The sequence below is a fragment of the Streptomyces sp. NPDC053427 genome, from assembly GCF_044544985.1.
GTDB lineage: Bacteria > Actinomycetota > Actinomycetes > Streptomycetales > Streptomycetaceae > Streptomyces.
The window spans coordinates 78,934-93,918 of the sequence record NZ_JBITYA010000001.1; the positions used below are offsets into that span (position 1 = coordinate 78,934).

Annotated in this window: 12 protein-coding genes and 1 pseudogene; 8 read left to right on the top strand and 5 right to left on the bottom strand. The window is 70.7% G+C overall.

The genetic code is table 11. The features are described 5' to 3' along the window. Positions 1 to 10 precede the first annotated feature (10 nt). Positions 11 to 1,180, top strand: a complete 1,170-nt coding sequence (locus tag ACIGWZ_RS00275; RefSeq protein ID WP_400059173.1) for a tetratricopeptide repeat protein — start codon at positions 11 to 13, stop codon at positions 1,178 to 1,180. Here the strand turns inward: ACIGWZ_RS00275 and ACIGWZ_RS00280 are convergent. After that, positions 1,131 to 2,570: a lipase maturation factor family protein gene (locus tag ACIGWZ_RS00280; protein ID WP_400059175.1), complete on the bottom strand. Its 1,440-nt coding sequence runs from the start codon at positions 2,568 to 2,570 to the stop codon at positions 1,131 to 1,133. The two genes, ACIGWZ_RS00275 and ACIGWZ_RS00280, sit on opposite strands and share 50 nt — an antisense overlap. A gap of 309 nt (positions 2,571 to 2,879) precedes the next feature. Here ACIGWZ_RS00280 and ACIGWZ_RS00285 point away from each other — a divergent pair, with 309 nt between their 5' ends. Continuing rightward, positions 2,880 to 3,050, top strand: coding sequence for a hypothetical protein (locus ACIGWZ_RS00285; protein WP_400059177.1), 171 nt, complete (start codon positions 2,880 to 2,882; stop codon positions 3,048 to 3,050). Between the two features lie 139 nt (positions 3,051 to 3,189). Here ACIGWZ_RS00285 and ACIGWZ_RS00290 read toward each other — a convergent pair whose 3' ends face one another. Both ACIGWZ_RS00290 and ACIGWZ_RS00295 read right to left on the bottom strand, forming a co-directional pair. Beyond that, positions 3,190 to 3,765, bottom strand: a complete 576-nt coding sequence (locus tag ACIGWZ_RS00290) for a TIGR03086 family metal-binding protein (RefSeq protein ID WP_400059179.1) — start codon at positions 3,763 to 3,765, stop codon at positions 3,190 to 3,192. Positions 3,766 to 3,996: 231 nt separating this feature from the next. Continuing rightward, the gene (locus ACIGWZ_RS00295; RefSeq protein ID WP_400059181.1) at positions 3,997 to 5,859 is read right to left on the bottom strand and encodes an alpha-L-fucosidase; all 1,863 of its coding nucleotides are present in this window, start codon (positions 5,857 to 5,859) and stop codon (positions 3,997 to 3,999) included. A gap of 313 nt (positions 5,860 to 6,172) precedes the next feature. Between ACIGWZ_RS00295 and ACIGWZ_RS00300 the strand changes: the two genes are divergently transcribed. The 5 genes from ACIGWZ_RS00300 to ACIGWZ_RS00320 all read left to right on the top strand — a co-directional run bounded on the left by ACIGWZ_RS00300 (position 6,173) and on the right by ACIGWZ_RS00320 (position 12,289). Continuing rightward, positions 6,173 to 7,735 (top strand): AMP-binding protein, encoded by a 1,563-nt coding sequence (locus ACIGWZ_RS00300; RefSeq protein ID WP_400059183.1) that lies wholly within the window; start codon positions 6,173 to 6,175, stop codon positions 7,733 to 7,735. A gap of 488 nt (positions 7,736 to 8,223) precedes the next feature. Next, positions 8,224 to 9,354 carry a glycoside hydrolase family 88 protein gene (locus ACIGWZ_RS00305; protein ID WP_400059184.1) on the top strand — a complete coding sequence of 377 codons (1,131 nt, stop codon included), beginning with the start codon at positions 8,224 to 8,226 and terminating at the stop codon, positions 9,352 to 9,354. A 535-nt stretch (positions 9,355 to 9,889) separates the two neighbouring features. Beyond that, complete coding sequence (locus ACIGWZ_RS00310) at positions 9,890 to 11,113, top strand: cytochrome P450 (protein ID WP_400059186.1); 1,224 nt, start codon at positions 9,890 to 9,892, stop codon at positions 11,111 to 11,113. Between the two features lie 87 nt (positions 11,114 to 11,200). Further along, positions 11,201 to 11,395 carry a ferredoxin gene (locus ACIGWZ_RS00315; protein WP_400059188.1) on the top strand — a complete coding sequence of 65 codons (195 nt, stop codon included), beginning with the start codon at positions 11,201 to 11,203 and terminating at the stop codon, positions 11,393 to 11,395. 552 nt (positions 11,396 to 11,947) lie between these two features. Further along, on the top strand, positions 11,948 to 12,289 hold the full coding sequence (locus tag ACIGWZ_RS00320; RefSeq protein ID WP_400059190.1) for a DUF1330 domain-containing protein: 342 nt from the start codon (positions 11,948 to 11,950) through the stop codon (positions 12,287 to 12,289). A 279-nt stretch (positions 12,290 to 12,568) separates the two neighbouring features. Here the strand turns inward: ACIGWZ_RS00320 and ACIGWZ_RS00325 are convergent. Together ACIGWZ_RS00325 and ACIGWZ_RS00330 are read right to left on the bottom strand one after the other, a co-directional pair. Next, positions 12,569 to 12,955 (bottom strand): annotated as a pseudogene (locus ACIGWZ_RS00325) (DUF6463 family protein); the annotation flags it as partial. Between the two features lie 67 nt (positions 12,956 to 13,022). After that, entirely contained in the window at positions 13,023 to 13,649 is a 627-nt protein-coding gene (locus ACIGWZ_RS00330; RefSeq protein WP_400059192.1) for a TetR/AcrR family transcriptional regulator, read from the bottom strand. A 138-nt stretch (positions 13,650 to 13,787) separates the two neighbouring features. Here ACIGWZ_RS00330 and ACIGWZ_RS00335 point away from each other — a divergent pair, with 138 nt between their 5' ends. Continuing rightward, positions 13,788 to 14,834, top strand: coding sequence for an aldo/keto reductase (locus ACIGWZ_RS00335; protein ID WP_400059195.1), 1,047 nt, complete (start codon positions 13,788 to 13,790; stop codon positions 14,832 to 14,834). Positions 14,835 to 14,985: the final 151 nt, after the last annotated feature.

The window sequence follows — 14,985 nt, forward strand, 5'->3', positions numbered from 1 at the left end:
CCACGGATATATGTACGGCAAGGCATTCGCCCCGGAATATCAGGGCGAACTGGGCTCGGCGTTGGGCGTGAACTCCTCGTACGAGGAGGTGCTGGCCGCGGCGAGCCGCGAGCAGGCCGACGCGGACACGGCGTTGGAGAGGGCGCGCGCCGCGCTCGCGGTCGCCGAGGCCAACCGGCGGCTGGGCCGGGTCACGGACGCCGGTGCCGCCTGGCGGGACAGCTACCGCAGCGCACGCGACGCGGGTGACGCCGCCGCCATGTCCTGGGCCCTGTGGAGCGGCGGCACCCTGGCCCGCCAGTGCGGCACGCTCCCCCTCGCGCGCCGCCTGCTCACCCACGCCGTGGAGCTGGCCGCCGACAGCGGCGACCGCCTCGCGCACGGCTACTCCCTCGCCGGCCTCGCCGAAACCGGCCGTATCCAGGGCGATTACGCCGCGGTCGCCGCACTCCACGAGCGCCTTCTCGAAGAGGGCCGGGCGCACGGCGAGGCCCGCCATGTGGTCTGGGCGATGTCCGGCATCGCCCAGATGCACCGCAACACCGGCGACTACGCCAAGGCGCTGGAGCTGTTCGAGGAATCCGTCCGGATAGCCACCGAGGCCGATGACGCCCGGGGCCGCGCGTGGTCGCTCCGGGGGGTGGCCGACGTCCTCTCGGTGCAGGGCGACCCGGACGGCGCGCTGGCGCTGCTCTCCGAGGCGGAGACCATCTGCCGCACCATGGACCTGGCGGGCGCCCTCGCCTACAACCACAAGATGCGCGCCAACGTCCACTACCGCGCCGGGTGCTACGAGGCGGCGCGCGACACCTACGCCCTCGCACTGGCCGAATTCAGCGATATGCACGAACCACGCGGCGTCGCCCTCTCCCGCCTCGGCCTGACCAAGTCCCGCGCCCACCTGGGCCGCGACCTGGACGAGACGCTGGCCGAACTCGCGGTACTGGAAGGGGATTTCGCGCGAATAGGGCTGCGGCACGCCCGGGACATGGTCGTCGCCTTTCGCGCCGAGGCGCTGCAGAGCGCCGGGCGGGACGAGGCGACCGAGGCGGCCGAGGCGGCCGGGACGGCCGAGCGCAAGGAGGCCGCCGCGATCAGTGACACGGCCGGGATCAGAGGCACGGCCGGGATCAGTGAGAGGGCCGAGAGGGTGACGGCGGCAGGGGCGACAGCGCCATAGGCGGCAGGAAGCGCCGCTCCTCGGTCCGGTGCCACCATGCCCCGGTCTCCCGTAGCTCCCGCCAGGTCGTGAAGCGGTACCGGAAGACCCGGGCCCGGATCCGCGCCGGCGGGGTGTCCGGGAACGGATTGGTACGCAGCAGCCGCAGCGTGTCCCGGTCGTTCTCCAACAGGCGCTCCACGAACGTCCCGAACCACGCGCCGGCATACGCCGGCGAGAGGGCGGCGAACCACATCAGCCAGTCCAGCCGCAGGTGATACGGCGCGAACTGGCGCGGCAGCCGCCGTACGTCGCCCGGCTTGCCGTGGAACTCGTACGCGAGCCAGGTCGTGCCGGGGCCGGTCACCGCATCTGCCGTCCCCTCCACCACGATCTCCCGGCGCACCCGGGTGATACTGCCGAACGCACCGTACGAATTGACCAGATGCAGCGATTCGTAGGACGTGTTCATGCGCTGCCGGCGGCTCAGCAGATTGCGGGCCGGGCGGTAGCTGAGGAGGGCGACACAGACGGTGGCCGCGATCACCAGGACCTCGAACCACAGCGGGGGTGCGGCCGGTACCGAGGGCGGAGGCCACCACGTAGGGGCCAGGGCCGACAGGGCCAGCGTGATGGTGAGCCAGTTCAGCCAGGCGAAGTTGCCGGAAATCACCAGCCACACCTGGGTGACGGCCATCGCGACCGCCGCCCATCCGGCCACCGGCTGCGGGGCGAACAGCAGTACCGGCAGGCCGAGTTGGGCCACGTGGTTCGCGGCGACCTCGACGCGGTGCAGGGGCTTGGGCAGGTGGTGGAAGAACCAGCTCAGCGGGCCGGGCATCGGCTGGGTCTCGTGGTGGTAGTACAGGCAGGTCAGATCGCGCCAGCAGCTGTCGCCGCGCATCTTGATGAGCCCGGCCCCGAACTCCACCCGGAACAGCACCCAGCGCAGCAGATACAGGACGAGGACGGGGGGAGCGGTATCGGCGTTGCCGAGAAAGACGGCGAGCATGCCCGTCTCCAGCAGCAGCGACTCCCAGCCGAAGCTGTACCAGGTCTGCCCCACATTGACGATGGACAGATACATCGCCCACAGCACCAGCCACATGACCATCGACGCCCACAGCGGCACGGCGTCCGCCGCCCCCGCTGCGACGGCAGCCGCCAGCAGTGCCCCGCCCCACGCCCACCGCGCGAAGAACCGGTCGGAGTAGTGCAGCTGAAAGACCGAGGGCGCCGCCCGGAACGGCACTCGCGCCACGAAATCGGGCACGGGCAGCATCCCTCGTGTCCCGATCAACGCCCGGTACTGCCGGGCCGCCGCGATGAACGCGACGAGGTAGGTCACCGCCAGCATCCGCTGGAAAACGAGCCGCCCCAGCCAGTACCCAGGATCCGAGAACCATTCCACCCGCCCATGGGTAGCACTGCGGCCGGGCACCCGCAGGACAGGCGCGCGGCCGCGGGAGAGCGATCCGTCCCGCCCGCCGCCCGCCGGGAGGAGGGTGCGGTTTCCGCCTGCCGACGCCATGCCGATATCGCCGGAAAATGCCGAGCGCGCAGCACGGGACGTCGATACGCTGGTGGTCGACGGACGACCCTTCTGGGAGACGCCAACACCATTGGCCCGTCGCGGGACCGCCACAAACCCTGGCTGACCTCCCGGTTTGTGAATGAGGCGCCACCGCGTCGGACCGTTACCTCAATGAAGGAGTGCGTGGTGGCATTGCACAAGGCTCAGTACAAGCAGCCCCGGTTGAAGCAAGGTGACCGGCCAGGTCGTATCAAGGAAGTCCGTAACCTCGAGGTCTGGGGCCGATGCGTCCCGGTGCGCCTCGCCGGCTGCGATGACGACCCCGCCGAGCCGTACATCTTCCGCGGTATCGACTGAGATCGATCGCGCGACGGAGACCGCTGCCGTGATGCGGTCTCGTCGCGCGGGACCGGCCGGAACCGCGGCGTAGGCGGCCGGAGGGCAGCGGAGGGACGGGAGCGGCGCCATGGGCGGCCGCTCCCCTTCGTACGCGGGGTCAGGGCCGACGGCCCAGCAGGCACAGCAGCCGGGTGAGGTCGTCGGCGTCCGCCGGGGGCTCGATCGCGGGAGCGAAGAGCCCCGAGGCGCCCAGGCCCGGGGCGTACGGCTCGACCTCGCGCAGGGCGGCCGTCGCCAGATGGTCGGGAAGCCGCTCCTCGGCGCCGATCGCCCGGGACAGGTCCCAGGCGTGGACCACGGCGTCGGCCATCATCTGGGCGCAGTAGGCATCGGCCGGGCTGGAGCCGTAGGACAGATGGACGGTGCGGCCGAGCGCTCCCGGTGCGCTGAACGCCGCCACCGCGGCCACCGCCGCGCGGTCCCAGACCGAGGCCGGGTCGACGCCCAGCTGATCGCCGTCGAAATCCGTGCCCACCTGCGCGATCGTGGCGCCGTCGCGCACCAGCCGGGGCACCCACAGCTGCTCCGCGGTGAGGTGGTTCACCAGATCGCGGACCGACCATTCCGTGCAGGGTGTGGGGTTCTCCCACTGGTCGTCACGCACGGCATGGACCCGGGCCCCGAAGAGCTCGACTGCCTCGCCATGGGTGCGCAGGATCTCGTCATGGTTCATGGTCCCCGAGGATAGGAGGGGGCACTGACAGTGCGGGGGACGGCGCACGGCGAGCGCGCGGAGTCGGGCTCCACCGGGCCCCGATGACTCGAACGGGTCAATGCGCGGGAATTTTTTTCCGGTGGTGCCTACGGGGCGCCCGCCCTACCGTTCCGCCCGCCGGGCCGCCCCTCCGTACCGTCCTGCGGTGCCCGTCGCCGCGTGGTCGGCCGGCACCGCAGGAGGCGGCGGTCAGTCCGCGTACAGCTGGCGTCGCGGCACGATCTGCTGCGGCAGGCCGGGGCTGGACCACAGCAGCTTCATATGGGCCTCGCCGGTGCGCTCGGTGTAGTCGATGCGGATGCTGTGGCGATGGCCGGCCCTGAGGGTGACGGTGCCCTTGTCGACCTTGGGGCCGTGCGGGGTGGCGCTGTCGATCACCTGCTTGCCGTCGATCCACAGCCGCACGGTGTCGTCGGAGACGGTCGTGAGGGTGTACGTCCCGTCGAAGCGCGGCTGGATGCTGCCGGTCCAGCGCGTGCTGAAGTGGTCGGCGGGGATCTTGGGGTCCGGGGAGCCGTCGAAGCGGTAGGACTTGTTCACGGTCGGGTCGGTGGTGGTCACCGCGGGCGGGCCGGTGAAGGAGTCGTTCGGCCAGGTCTGCGCCGTCAGGCCGGTGCCGGTGCCGGGGGGTGCGGCGGTGGGCGGCTCGATGGTGAGCCTGATGACGCCGGCGGTGGGGTCGGGGGCCGAGCCGGACGGGGTGAGGTCGTAGCCGTCGCCCGCCGGGGTGACCTCGACCCGTTGCTGCGCGCTGCCGAGCACCTTCGCCGACGTCACCCGGAAGGGGGCGTTGGCGGTGAGGTGCAGGGGCCGGCCGGGCGCGGGCCAGGTGGTGACGGAGGCGTAGAGGTCATTGCCCCGGCGGGAGACCGCTCCCCAGGAGGGGTCGCCGACCAGACCGGTGTGCCCGGCCTCGTACACCGCGTCGCCCTGGCCGTGCGCGCTCAGCCACCGGCCGGCCTCGCGCAGCCGTTCCACGGACGGCTGCGGAATGCGGCCGTGCTTGTCCGGCCCGACGTTGAGGAGGTAGTTGCCGCCGCGGCCGGCGACGTCCAGGAGATTGCGCACGACCGTGGCCGAGGACTTCCAGTTGGTGTCGTACTTGGCGAAGCCCCAGTGGTCGTTGAGCGTCATACAGCTCTCCCAGAGCTGCCCGTCGACGGGTTCGGCGGGGATCTCCTGTTCCGGCGTGCCGAAGTCGCCGTCGACCACATCGCGTTTGCCGACACGGTTGTTGACGATGAGGCGGGGGTCGGCCTCGTGCAGATAGGCCTGGAGGTCGGCGCCGTCCCGGCGGGACCAGTTGTTGGTGGGGTTGTCGGCGTCCCACTCGCCGTCGAACCACAGCAGCGCCGGGTCGTAGGAGTCGATCAGCTCCTTGAGCTGGCCGTACATCCGCTTCTTGTAGCGCGGGAAGGTCGCGGGATCGGCGAAGTCGGGGTCGTGCCAGTCCCAGATCGAGTAGTAGAAGCCGAGCTTGATGCCGGCGGCGTCGGAGGCATTCTTCAGCTCGGCGAGGATGTCGCGATGCGGATCGAAGGAGGAGTGGTCGCGCAGATTCCACTTGTTCTGCCGGGTGGGCCACATCGCATAGCCGTCGTGGTGCTTGGCGGTGATGACGATATAGCGCTGACCGGCGTCCTTGGCGGCCTTGACGATCGCCCCGGCGTCGAAGCCGGCCGGGTTGAAGGTGGCGGCCTGCTTCTCGTACGCCTCGTCGGGGATCCCGCACTCGCGCTTGATCCACTCGGCGTTACGGCAGACCGTGCCGTCGGGCCGGGTGTACTCGCCCTCCAGGTTGGAGTACGCGCCGAAGTGGATGAACATCCCGAAGCGGTCCTGGCGCCACCAGGAGGTGCGCTCGGCGGTGAAGGGATCGTCGGTCGCGTGGTTGGTGCCGGGGCCGGTGGTCGTGGTCGTGGTCGTGGACGGGGATGCGGATGCGGGCGCGGGCCGTGCGGTGGCGGTCACGGGGTTGCCGATGGTGAGCAGCAAGGAGCTCAACGCTCCCGCAACTCCCAGTAACCGTAGGCGTCTTGTGCGACTGTGCATGGCTCGCTCCTTCGGCCGGGGGTTCGCCTGGCGGTCGATCGGGCCGTCAGGCCGGTGGGGCGGTCATCCCGCATGGTGCAGCCCCGAGTGAGGGGATCGGAAGACCTCGGATGCGACAAACATCGGAGGATAGGGCCAAGAGATGGGAGTGAGAGGGCGATGTCGAGGGGGGAGCGGAGAGGGTGACGTGGGGAAACCTCGGATGTAAGGGGGCGGATGACGGGGCCGAGGCGTACTGACATCGCGTCAGCGGTCTGGAAACCCGCTCCGGTCGGCTGTTCAATGGGCGCGGCCGACACGCATTGGAGGCACCATGGATGACGCCGTCGCCCCATCCGCCACCGCGCCCGCCATTCGCTCGGCCGGTCACGAGCGCGGCTACCCCCAGTTCTTCGAGCGCGCCGGACGCATCGCAACGGGCCTGCGTGCCATGGGAGTTGAGCCGGGGGACCGGATCTCCGTCGTGATGCGCAACGAGCCCGCGTATCTCGAGATCACCGCCGCGGCCGCCCAGCTGGGTGCCTCGGCCGTGCCCGTCAACTGGCACTTCAAGCACGACGATCTACGGCATGTGCTCACCGACAGCGGCAGCAAGGTCGTCTTTGTGCACACGGACATGGTGCACGCGGTGACCGCGGTGCTCCCCGAGGGCGTGCGGGTCGTCGAGGTCCCGGTCCCCGCCGGCGTCGCGGCCGCCTGTGGCGTCGTCGCGCCGGCCGTCACCGGACCGTACCCCCTTCTGGACTCCTGGCTGGCGGGCTACGAGCCGCTGGCGCAGGCCGCCGCGGAACGTCCGCCGACCGTCATCTACAGCTCCGGAACCACCGGCCGTCCCAAGGGAGTGCTGCGCGAACCCGTGCCCCAGGAACGGCTCGCCGAGGCGGTCCAGTCGTTCCTGGAGTACTTCGCCGTCGCCCCCGGCGGCCGTACGCTCATCCCCGCCCCGCTCTATCACGCCTCGCCCAGCCAGCACGCGGTGCTCGCCCTCGCCGCCGGCCTGGACATCACGCTGATGCCGCGCTTCGACGCCGAGGAGTTCCTGCGGCTGGTCGAACGGCACCGTATCGAGCAGGTGCAGGTCGTGCCCACGATGTTCGTACGGCTGCTGCGGCTGCCCAAGGACGTGCGCGAGCGCTACGACCTGAGCTCGCTCACCTCGGTGGTGCATGCCGCGGCGCCCTGCCCGCCGCATATCAAACACGCCATGATCGACTGGCTGGGTCCGGTGCTGCGGGAGTACTACGGAGGCAGCGAGACGGGCGCCGTGACATGGTGCGACAGCGAGGAGTGGCTGGCCCACCCCGGTACGGTCGGCCGGGCCGAGGGGACCTGCGGGGTGGCGGTCGTCGGGCCCGACGGCGCGCCGGTGCCGACCGGCGTCACCGGCGACATCTACCTCAAACCCAGCGACAACTGGCCGCGGTTCACCTACCTCGGCGACCCCGCCAAGCGCGCCGCGATGGAAGTCCCCGGCCTCCCCGGATACGTCACCATCGGCGACATCGGCCACCTCGACCCGGACGGCTACCTCTACCTCAGCGACCGCCGCAACGACATGGTCATCTCCGGTGGCGTCAACATCTACCCGGCGGAGATCGAGGGCTGTCTGCTCGCCCTCGAAGGGGTGCGGGACGCGGCGGTGTTCGGCATCCCGGACGAGGAGTTCGGGGAGGTGCTCGCCGCCCATCTGCAGGCCGAGCCGGGGGTGGTGCTCGGCGCCGAGGCGGTACGCGCCCATGTCGCGGAGCGGCTGGCCGGGTACAAGGTGCCCAGGGCCGTGGTGTTCGAGGAACGGCTGCCCCGCGACGAATCGGGCAAGCTCTTCAAGCGGCGGTTGCGGGAACCGTATTGGGAGGGCAGGGGCGGCGCCCTCTGAGCAAGCCGGGTCCGGGACCGGGCCGGCAGATGCCGGGGCCTCTCGCCACCCTTTTCCCCCTCTCGAATCATGTGGCGCCGGGGGCCCGAGGGGCAGACATCGTCGAGCGGGCCGGGGCGAGCGACGGCGGCGCGCCGGTGCACAGCCGGCCCCGAGTGGGGCCACACCGTCGTTCAGGTAGGCGGATGACGCTGCCGCTGCGGGGCCCGCGGCCGTCTGGAGGCGTACATCGGCGCGATCCTTCCGGCGGCCGGCGGCCGGCGGCCGGCGGTCGGCGGTACGGCCTCGCCCGGCCGTGCAGCGGCCCGCTCGTGACGGCGCCGAGGGCCGTCGCCCACACGCGCCCGGTGCCGCGGCTCCGCGCCTTCGGCTCCCGTCTCCAACTCCTCTTCCCACGCCGGGAGTTCGCTGCCACTATGACGTCGTTCGGATCAGAGATCGGACCATCGTTCATCGATGTGACCATCCATGCGTCGTGAGGTGAATACATGGAACGCCGGCAATTTCTCGCCACGGGCGCCGCGTTGGCGGCGGGTGCCGCTGTGCCCGCCCCGCATCCGGCCGACCGGCTGCCGGCCCGCGCCGGGATCGTCGCCGTACTGCGCCGGGTCGCCGACCACTGGATCGGCGCGCACGCCGACCCCGGCGACAACGAGTGGGCCCGCGCCACCTTCTTCAGCGGGCTGATGGCCCTGCACCGCCTCACCCGCGAACCGCGCTACCTCGCCTATGCGAGCGACTGGGCGGAGAAGCATGCGTACGGGTTGCACAACGGCGTCACGACGCGGCACGCCGACGACCACTGTGCCGGACAGGTGTACCTCGACCTCTATGCGCTGGACGCCTCGCCCGACCAGGCCAAGATCGCCGCGATCGAGGACTCGCTGCGGCGGATGGCCGACACCTCCGCCGAGAAGCACGACGACTGGTGGTGGGACGACGCGCTGCACATGGCGATGCCGCCGTTCGCCCAGCTCGGCGCGCTGCGCGACGACCGCGCCTACTGGGACGCGATGCACGCGCTCTACACCCACACCAGGAGCGCCGAGGGCGGGCCGGGGCTGCGCGATGCGCACAGCGGCCTGTGGTACCGCGACAAGAGGTTTCTGCCCGGCGGGATCTCCTCGCCGAACGGCAGGCCGGTCCTGTGGTCGCGCGGCAACGGGTGGGTGGCGGGCGCGCACGCCAAGGTGCTCGCCGTCCTCCCGGACGCCTTCGCCCCCGTCCGCGCCTACCGCGCCACGCTCGTCGGCGAACTCAACGCGCTGCGCGCCGTCCAGCGCTCCGACGGGTTCTGGAACGTGAACCTCGCCGACCCCGAGCACCTGCCGGGACCGGAGACCAGCGGCACCGCGTTCTTCACCTACGCAACGGCCTACGCGCTGCGCGCCGGACTCGTCCCGCGCGACACCTTCCGCCCCGTGGCGGCCCGCGCCTGGAACGCCATGGTCGCCACCGCCGTGCACCCCGACGGCTTCCTCGGCTATGTCCAGGCCGCCGGTGACCGGCCGGAGTCGGGCCAGCCGATCACCCGTGACGCCACCGCGGACTTCGGAGTCGGGGCCTTCCTGCTCGCGGGGACCGAGCTGGCGGCGCTGGGTGGAGGGCCCGGCCGATGACCCCAGAGGTAATGATGGAGAGGACCACGAGCACGGCTGCTGCGCAGGTCAGAGGCAACGTCGCAACTCACAGGTCGTCCACTCCTGCGGCTTCGTGAGCCGGCCTCCCCGAGCAGGCCTCTGAAGTGACGAAGGACGTTCGTCGAGGCCCGTTCCTTACCGTCCTCGCCTGGGAAGACGAGCCCGTACGGTCTCCCACCATCGCCGGGTGCCGTGTGCGCATGCGACCAGGTGCTGCCCGCCCCCGCTGCCGATCCTCCTGAGCGTGCATCTGCCGGGCGCAGGCCACCAGTTGGTTGAGTACGGCGACGGCCGGCCAACTGGTCGATCTGGCAGGTGACATGGGCCAATTCAGCCATCAGCAGGGTGGCGAGATCACCCACCCTTCGGATCGCGATCAGTCCTTCTCTCCTAAATATGACAGGAGTTACCATCGGGATTGTTAGTTACTTGACCTTGGTAGCTAAGCGCGCGACAGGCGGCACGGCACCTCCGCGGCGACGACGCCGCAGCCCGATCATGGAAGGACGCCCGCATGACGACCGCACAGCAATCCCAAGCAGCACCCGTGACGCACCCGAACGCCCCGGTCCTTCCGGCCGCGCGGGCGGCGGGCTGCCCCTTCGACCCCGCCCCGGACATCGAGCGGGCTCTCCGCGAGGAACCGATCACCCGGGCCACCCTCTGGGACGGCACTTCCTGTTGGCTGGTGACCCGCCACGAAGACGTCCGCGCGGTGCTCGGCGACCCCCGCTTCAGCGCCGACGCCGCCCGCCCCGGGTTCCCCTTCATCGCCGCGGGCGGCCGCGAACTGGCCGCCTCCACCCCGACCTTCATGCGCATGGACGATCCGGCACACGCCCGGATACGCCGGATGCTCACCTCCGACTTCATGGTCAAGAAGATCGAGGCGATGCGCCCCGAGATGCAGCGCCTCGCCGACGATCTGCTGGACCGGATGACCGACGGCCGCACCTCCGCCGATCTGGTCACCGAATTCGCGCTCCCGCTGCCGTCCCTGGTGATGTGCCTGATCCTCGGCATCCCGTACGAGGACCACGCCTTCTTGCAGGAGCGCAGCCACGTCGTCAACCCGCGGTCGGCCCCCGAGGACGTACGTGCCGGGCTGTCCGAGCCGCCCGAGTACCTGCTGCGGCTGGTAGAGGCGAAGCGGCGCGAGCCCGACGACCGGATCATCAGCCGGCTGGTGGCCCGCGGCGAGCTCGACGACACCGAAATCGCCTCCATGGGGCGTCTGTTGCTGTTCGCGGGCCATGAGCCGACCGCCAATATGACGGCACTCGGCACGCTCGCCCTGCTGCGCAACCCCGCCCAACTGGCCCGGCTGCGCCGGGACCCGTCGCTGACCGAAGGGGCGGTGGAGGAGTTGCTGCGCTACCTGACGATCGCGCACAACGGCCTCCCGCGGGTCGCCACCGAGGACGTCACGCTCGACGGCCACACCATCCGCGCGGGCGAGGGCGTGATCTGCACGCTCAACTCCGCCAACCGCGACGACGACGTCTTCCCGTCGGGCGAAACCCTCGATGTCGGCCGCGAAGCCCGCCGTCATCTCGCCTTCGGCTTCGGCGTCCACCAGTGCCTGGGCCAGTCGCTGGCCCGGGTGGAACTGCAGATCGCCCTGGAGACGCTGGTGCGCCGGCTGCCCGGGCTGCGGCTGGACGTCCCGTTCGAGGACATCGCGTTCCGCAACGACATGGGGGTGTACGGGGTGCACGCACTGCCCGTCGCCTGGTGAACGTCACCCACCCCACCAGGCACCCACCCCATCAGACACCCACACCACACGCCCCACTACCCACCCTTTGAGCTCCTTGGGAGAACCATGCGTATTCACGCCGACCAGGAGAAGTGTTGCGGCGCCGGAAGCTGTGTGCGGGCCGCGCCGGATGTTTTCGACCAGCGCGACGAGGACGGCATCGTCGTCGCCCTCGACACCGAGCCGCCCGCGGAGCTGCATGACGCGGTACGCGAGGCCGCGGCCATCTGCCCCGCCGCCGCGATCTCGGTGACCGACTGACGCCCGTACGCGCCTTCGCCGTACCGCCGCCACCGCCTTCGGCGCCCTCACCCTCGTCTCACGCCGCCTGCCCCGGCAGGCGCCGCCACCGGCTACTTCACGTACGTCGTCGAGGGCGACCCGCAGCCGTACGTCCTGCTCCTGATCGCCGAACTCGTCGTCGAGGTGGGCCCGTTGTGGCATGAGCGCCACCAGGCCAGACTCGCCTCCCGGCCGCGGAGGCGAGCCGTCGGCGCCGATGCGAAGCACCGGCTGGTGTTCGTCGACCGGCTCCTGGCCACCCTCGCCCATCTCCGCCACGGGACCACCCACGACGTACTGGCCTGCCCAGCCCGACCAGGCCAACCCGAAGTGCGTGAAGCCCTTGAAGAAGGAGACCCGGACGGACTGCCCGGGTCTTCTTCTTCCTCTGCGAAGGTGAGTCCTGCCGGCCATCCCGGGCCACGGCGGGGAGTCGGAGCCAGGCCGGTTACCCCGGAGGTAATCGCCCCGTACGGAGACGAGTGGAAACGTAGCCGTCAGCGAACCCCGCCCACCACGAGAGGCAGTCCCATGACCGCATACGCCATCGCCCACCTCCGCTCGGTCGTCCCGCACCCCGACATCCCCCGTTACATGGAAGAGATCCAGGCAACCATGGACCCGTTCGGCGGCCGGTTCCGGGTCCACAACGCCAAGGTCGAGGTCAAGGAGGGAAGTTGGCCGGGATTCGTCGTGGTCATCGAGTTCCCGGACTTCGACGCGGCCAGCGCCTGGTACGACTCGCCCGCCTATCAGGAGATCCTGCCGCTGCGTACCCGGCACATCGAGGGGGATCTGGTGCTGGTGCCGGGTGTCGCGGACGGCTACGACGCGTCGGAGTCGGCGGCGCAGGCGCGAGCCGCGGCCGTATAGCCCCGCGGCGCCCGGCTGTCCCCGGTGGTCCGCGACGGTCCCGGGTCTCCCGTGGGCGTCATCGCGGACACCGTGCGTCCTGGGTCGTGCGCTCTTTCAGCGTGGCGTTCGTGGGGATGCGTCCGCGGGGCGCGGGCGGGACCTGCTCGTCGTGGCCGAGACGGCCGGTGGCCATGAGCGTGCGGTATTCAGCGGTGCCGCGCCGGGAGCGACCGTTCCTCCCGGTCGTCGACCGCCCGATCGTTCGAAGTCCGTCACGCCACTGTCGCGCCGCGACGCCACCACCGCCAGCACGCCGATGGCAATCAGTGACCAGCCGCCTGAGACCGGTTCCAGCACGGCCACCGGGATTCCGAGTGCCAGCAGGATCCATCCGGTCTCCACGGGCATCGCGCCCATGGCGATCACGACCCTCCTGGCAAGGAGCCCAAGGCCGAAGAAGGCAACTCCGCTGATCATGAACCAAAGGGCCGTCATGCGGGTGTAGTTGTCGTTGCGGACGGTATTCCACAGTCCGTCGGAGACGATGCCGCTCCAGTACGGGTACGAGGCGATGACGCCCACCATCATGTGCTCCTGCACCCGCGCCGCTTCGGGATCCTGTTTCGTCAGGCATGTCCTAGGAAGGGGAACAGGTGGCGTCGGATTCTCCGGCGCCCCACCCATTCCACGAGATTCACGCCCAAAGGCGTACCGGTGGCTGGTTACTGAGGCACGCTGCCGGCGCCTCTCGTCACATTCCCGTCTGCCCCGCGAGTCCGGCCGGAGCCCCGGCGCCCCGCAGCAGGGTGTCCACGACGCGGGTGGCGAGCGCGTCCGTGTCGCTGCCTCCCGCTCCCTCCTTGGCCGCCTCGTGGATGAGGGCGTAGTAGACGCGCCGGGTCCAGTCGAGGTCGATGTCGGGGCGGAGCACGCCCGCCTCCTGGGCGCGGCGGAAGAGCCGGATGCAGGTGGCCCGGACCTCGGCGTGGAGGCGGGCCGCCTCGGGGTGGGCGTCCTCGGCCGCGCGGTTCATGGCGAACGACCAGTCGGTCTTCACGCGGAGGACGTTGGCGGTGACCTGGTAGAGGGCGACGAGCGGCGGGGCAGCGTCCGGGCGGGCGGTGTCGACGGCGGCCGCGAACTGGCGGGCGGCCCAAGCGGTGAGCTCCTCCAGGAGCGCCTCACGGGTGGCGAACCGGCGGTGGACCGTGGTCCGGGCGACGCCGGCGGCCCGGGCGAGCTGCTCCATGGTCGCCGCCTGGTTGGTGGCCAGGACGCGCTCGGCCGCTTCCAGGATCGTCTGCACGGTCCGTTCGGTGTCGGCCCGGAGGGGCCGTTTCGCCTGCTGTTCCGTCTGCTGCTGCTTCTGCGCCGTCACGCCGACATGCTACATCCGCACTCCCTCAAAGACTCTACTTGCGACATTGTTGTTGCATGTTCTAGGTTCATGGCGTCGGAGAGGTTGCAACTCCGCACCCCGTCCGCGGGGAGAGGCGACATCAAGGAGCAGTGAGTGATGCAGCACAGGAAGCTGGGCCGCACCGGCGTATCGGTCAGCAGGTTCGCGCTGGGCACCCTGCGCCTGGGGGCGTGGGGGAACACGGATCACGACGATGCGGCCCGGCTGATCCACACGGCCCTGGACGCCGGGATCAACCTCATCGACACCGCCGACCAGTACTCGGGCGGCGAGGCCGAGGAGATCGTGGGCAAGGCCATCCGCGACCGCCGCGACGAGGTCGTGCTCGCGACGAAGGGTCACTTTCCGGTCCGCTTCAAGGACGAGGACCCCAACCGGCAGGGAAACTCCCGGCGTTGGCTCACCAAGGCCGTCGACGACAGCCTGCGCCGCCTGGGTACCGACCGCATCGACCTCTACCAGGTGCACCGCCCGGACCCGAGCACGGACATCGACGAGACGCTCTCGGTCCTGTCCGACCTGGTGCGCGCGGGCAAGATCATGGCCATCGGGACCTCGGACTTCCCCGCCGAACAGCTCGTCGAGGCCCAGTGGACCGCCGACCGCCGGGGCCACATCCCCTTCCGCACCGAGCAGCCCCCGTACTCCGTCTTCGTGCGCGGGATCGAGGCGGACGTGCTGCCCACCGCGCAGAAGTACGGACTCGGCGTGCTGACCTGGAGTCCACTCAACAGCGGCTGGCTGACCGGGCGGTTCCGCCGCGGCGAGCCGATCGAGATGAACGGGTTCCGGCAGGCGGTCGCCCACAAGTTCACCCTCGACCTGCCGGGCAACCAGCGCAAACTCGACGCCGTCGAGCGCCTGTCGGCCTTGGCGGACGAGGCGGGAATCTCCCTGACGCACCTGGCGCTCGCCTTCGCGTCGACGCACCCGGGCGTCACCTCGGTGATCCTCGGCGCCCGCACGACCGAGCAACTCACCGACCAGCTCGCCGCCGCCGAGGTCCGGCTCGACGACGAGATGCTCGACCGCATCGACGAGATCGTCGCCCCCGGCGTCACGCTCAACCCCGCGGACATCGACTACAGGCGGCCGGCTCTGACCGACTCCGAGCAGCGCCGCAGGCCCGCCCACCACCGCTGACGGCGGTCCGCCGGCGACGAGTTCCGGCGGCACACCGGAGCGGGCTGTGGTTCTTCAAATGATCTTGAGTGTTGGATCATGGCCGGGTGATACGTCGCCATGAACTCTCGTATGAGGCAGGGGAGTTCGTCCGTCCGCTGCTGCCTGAGTC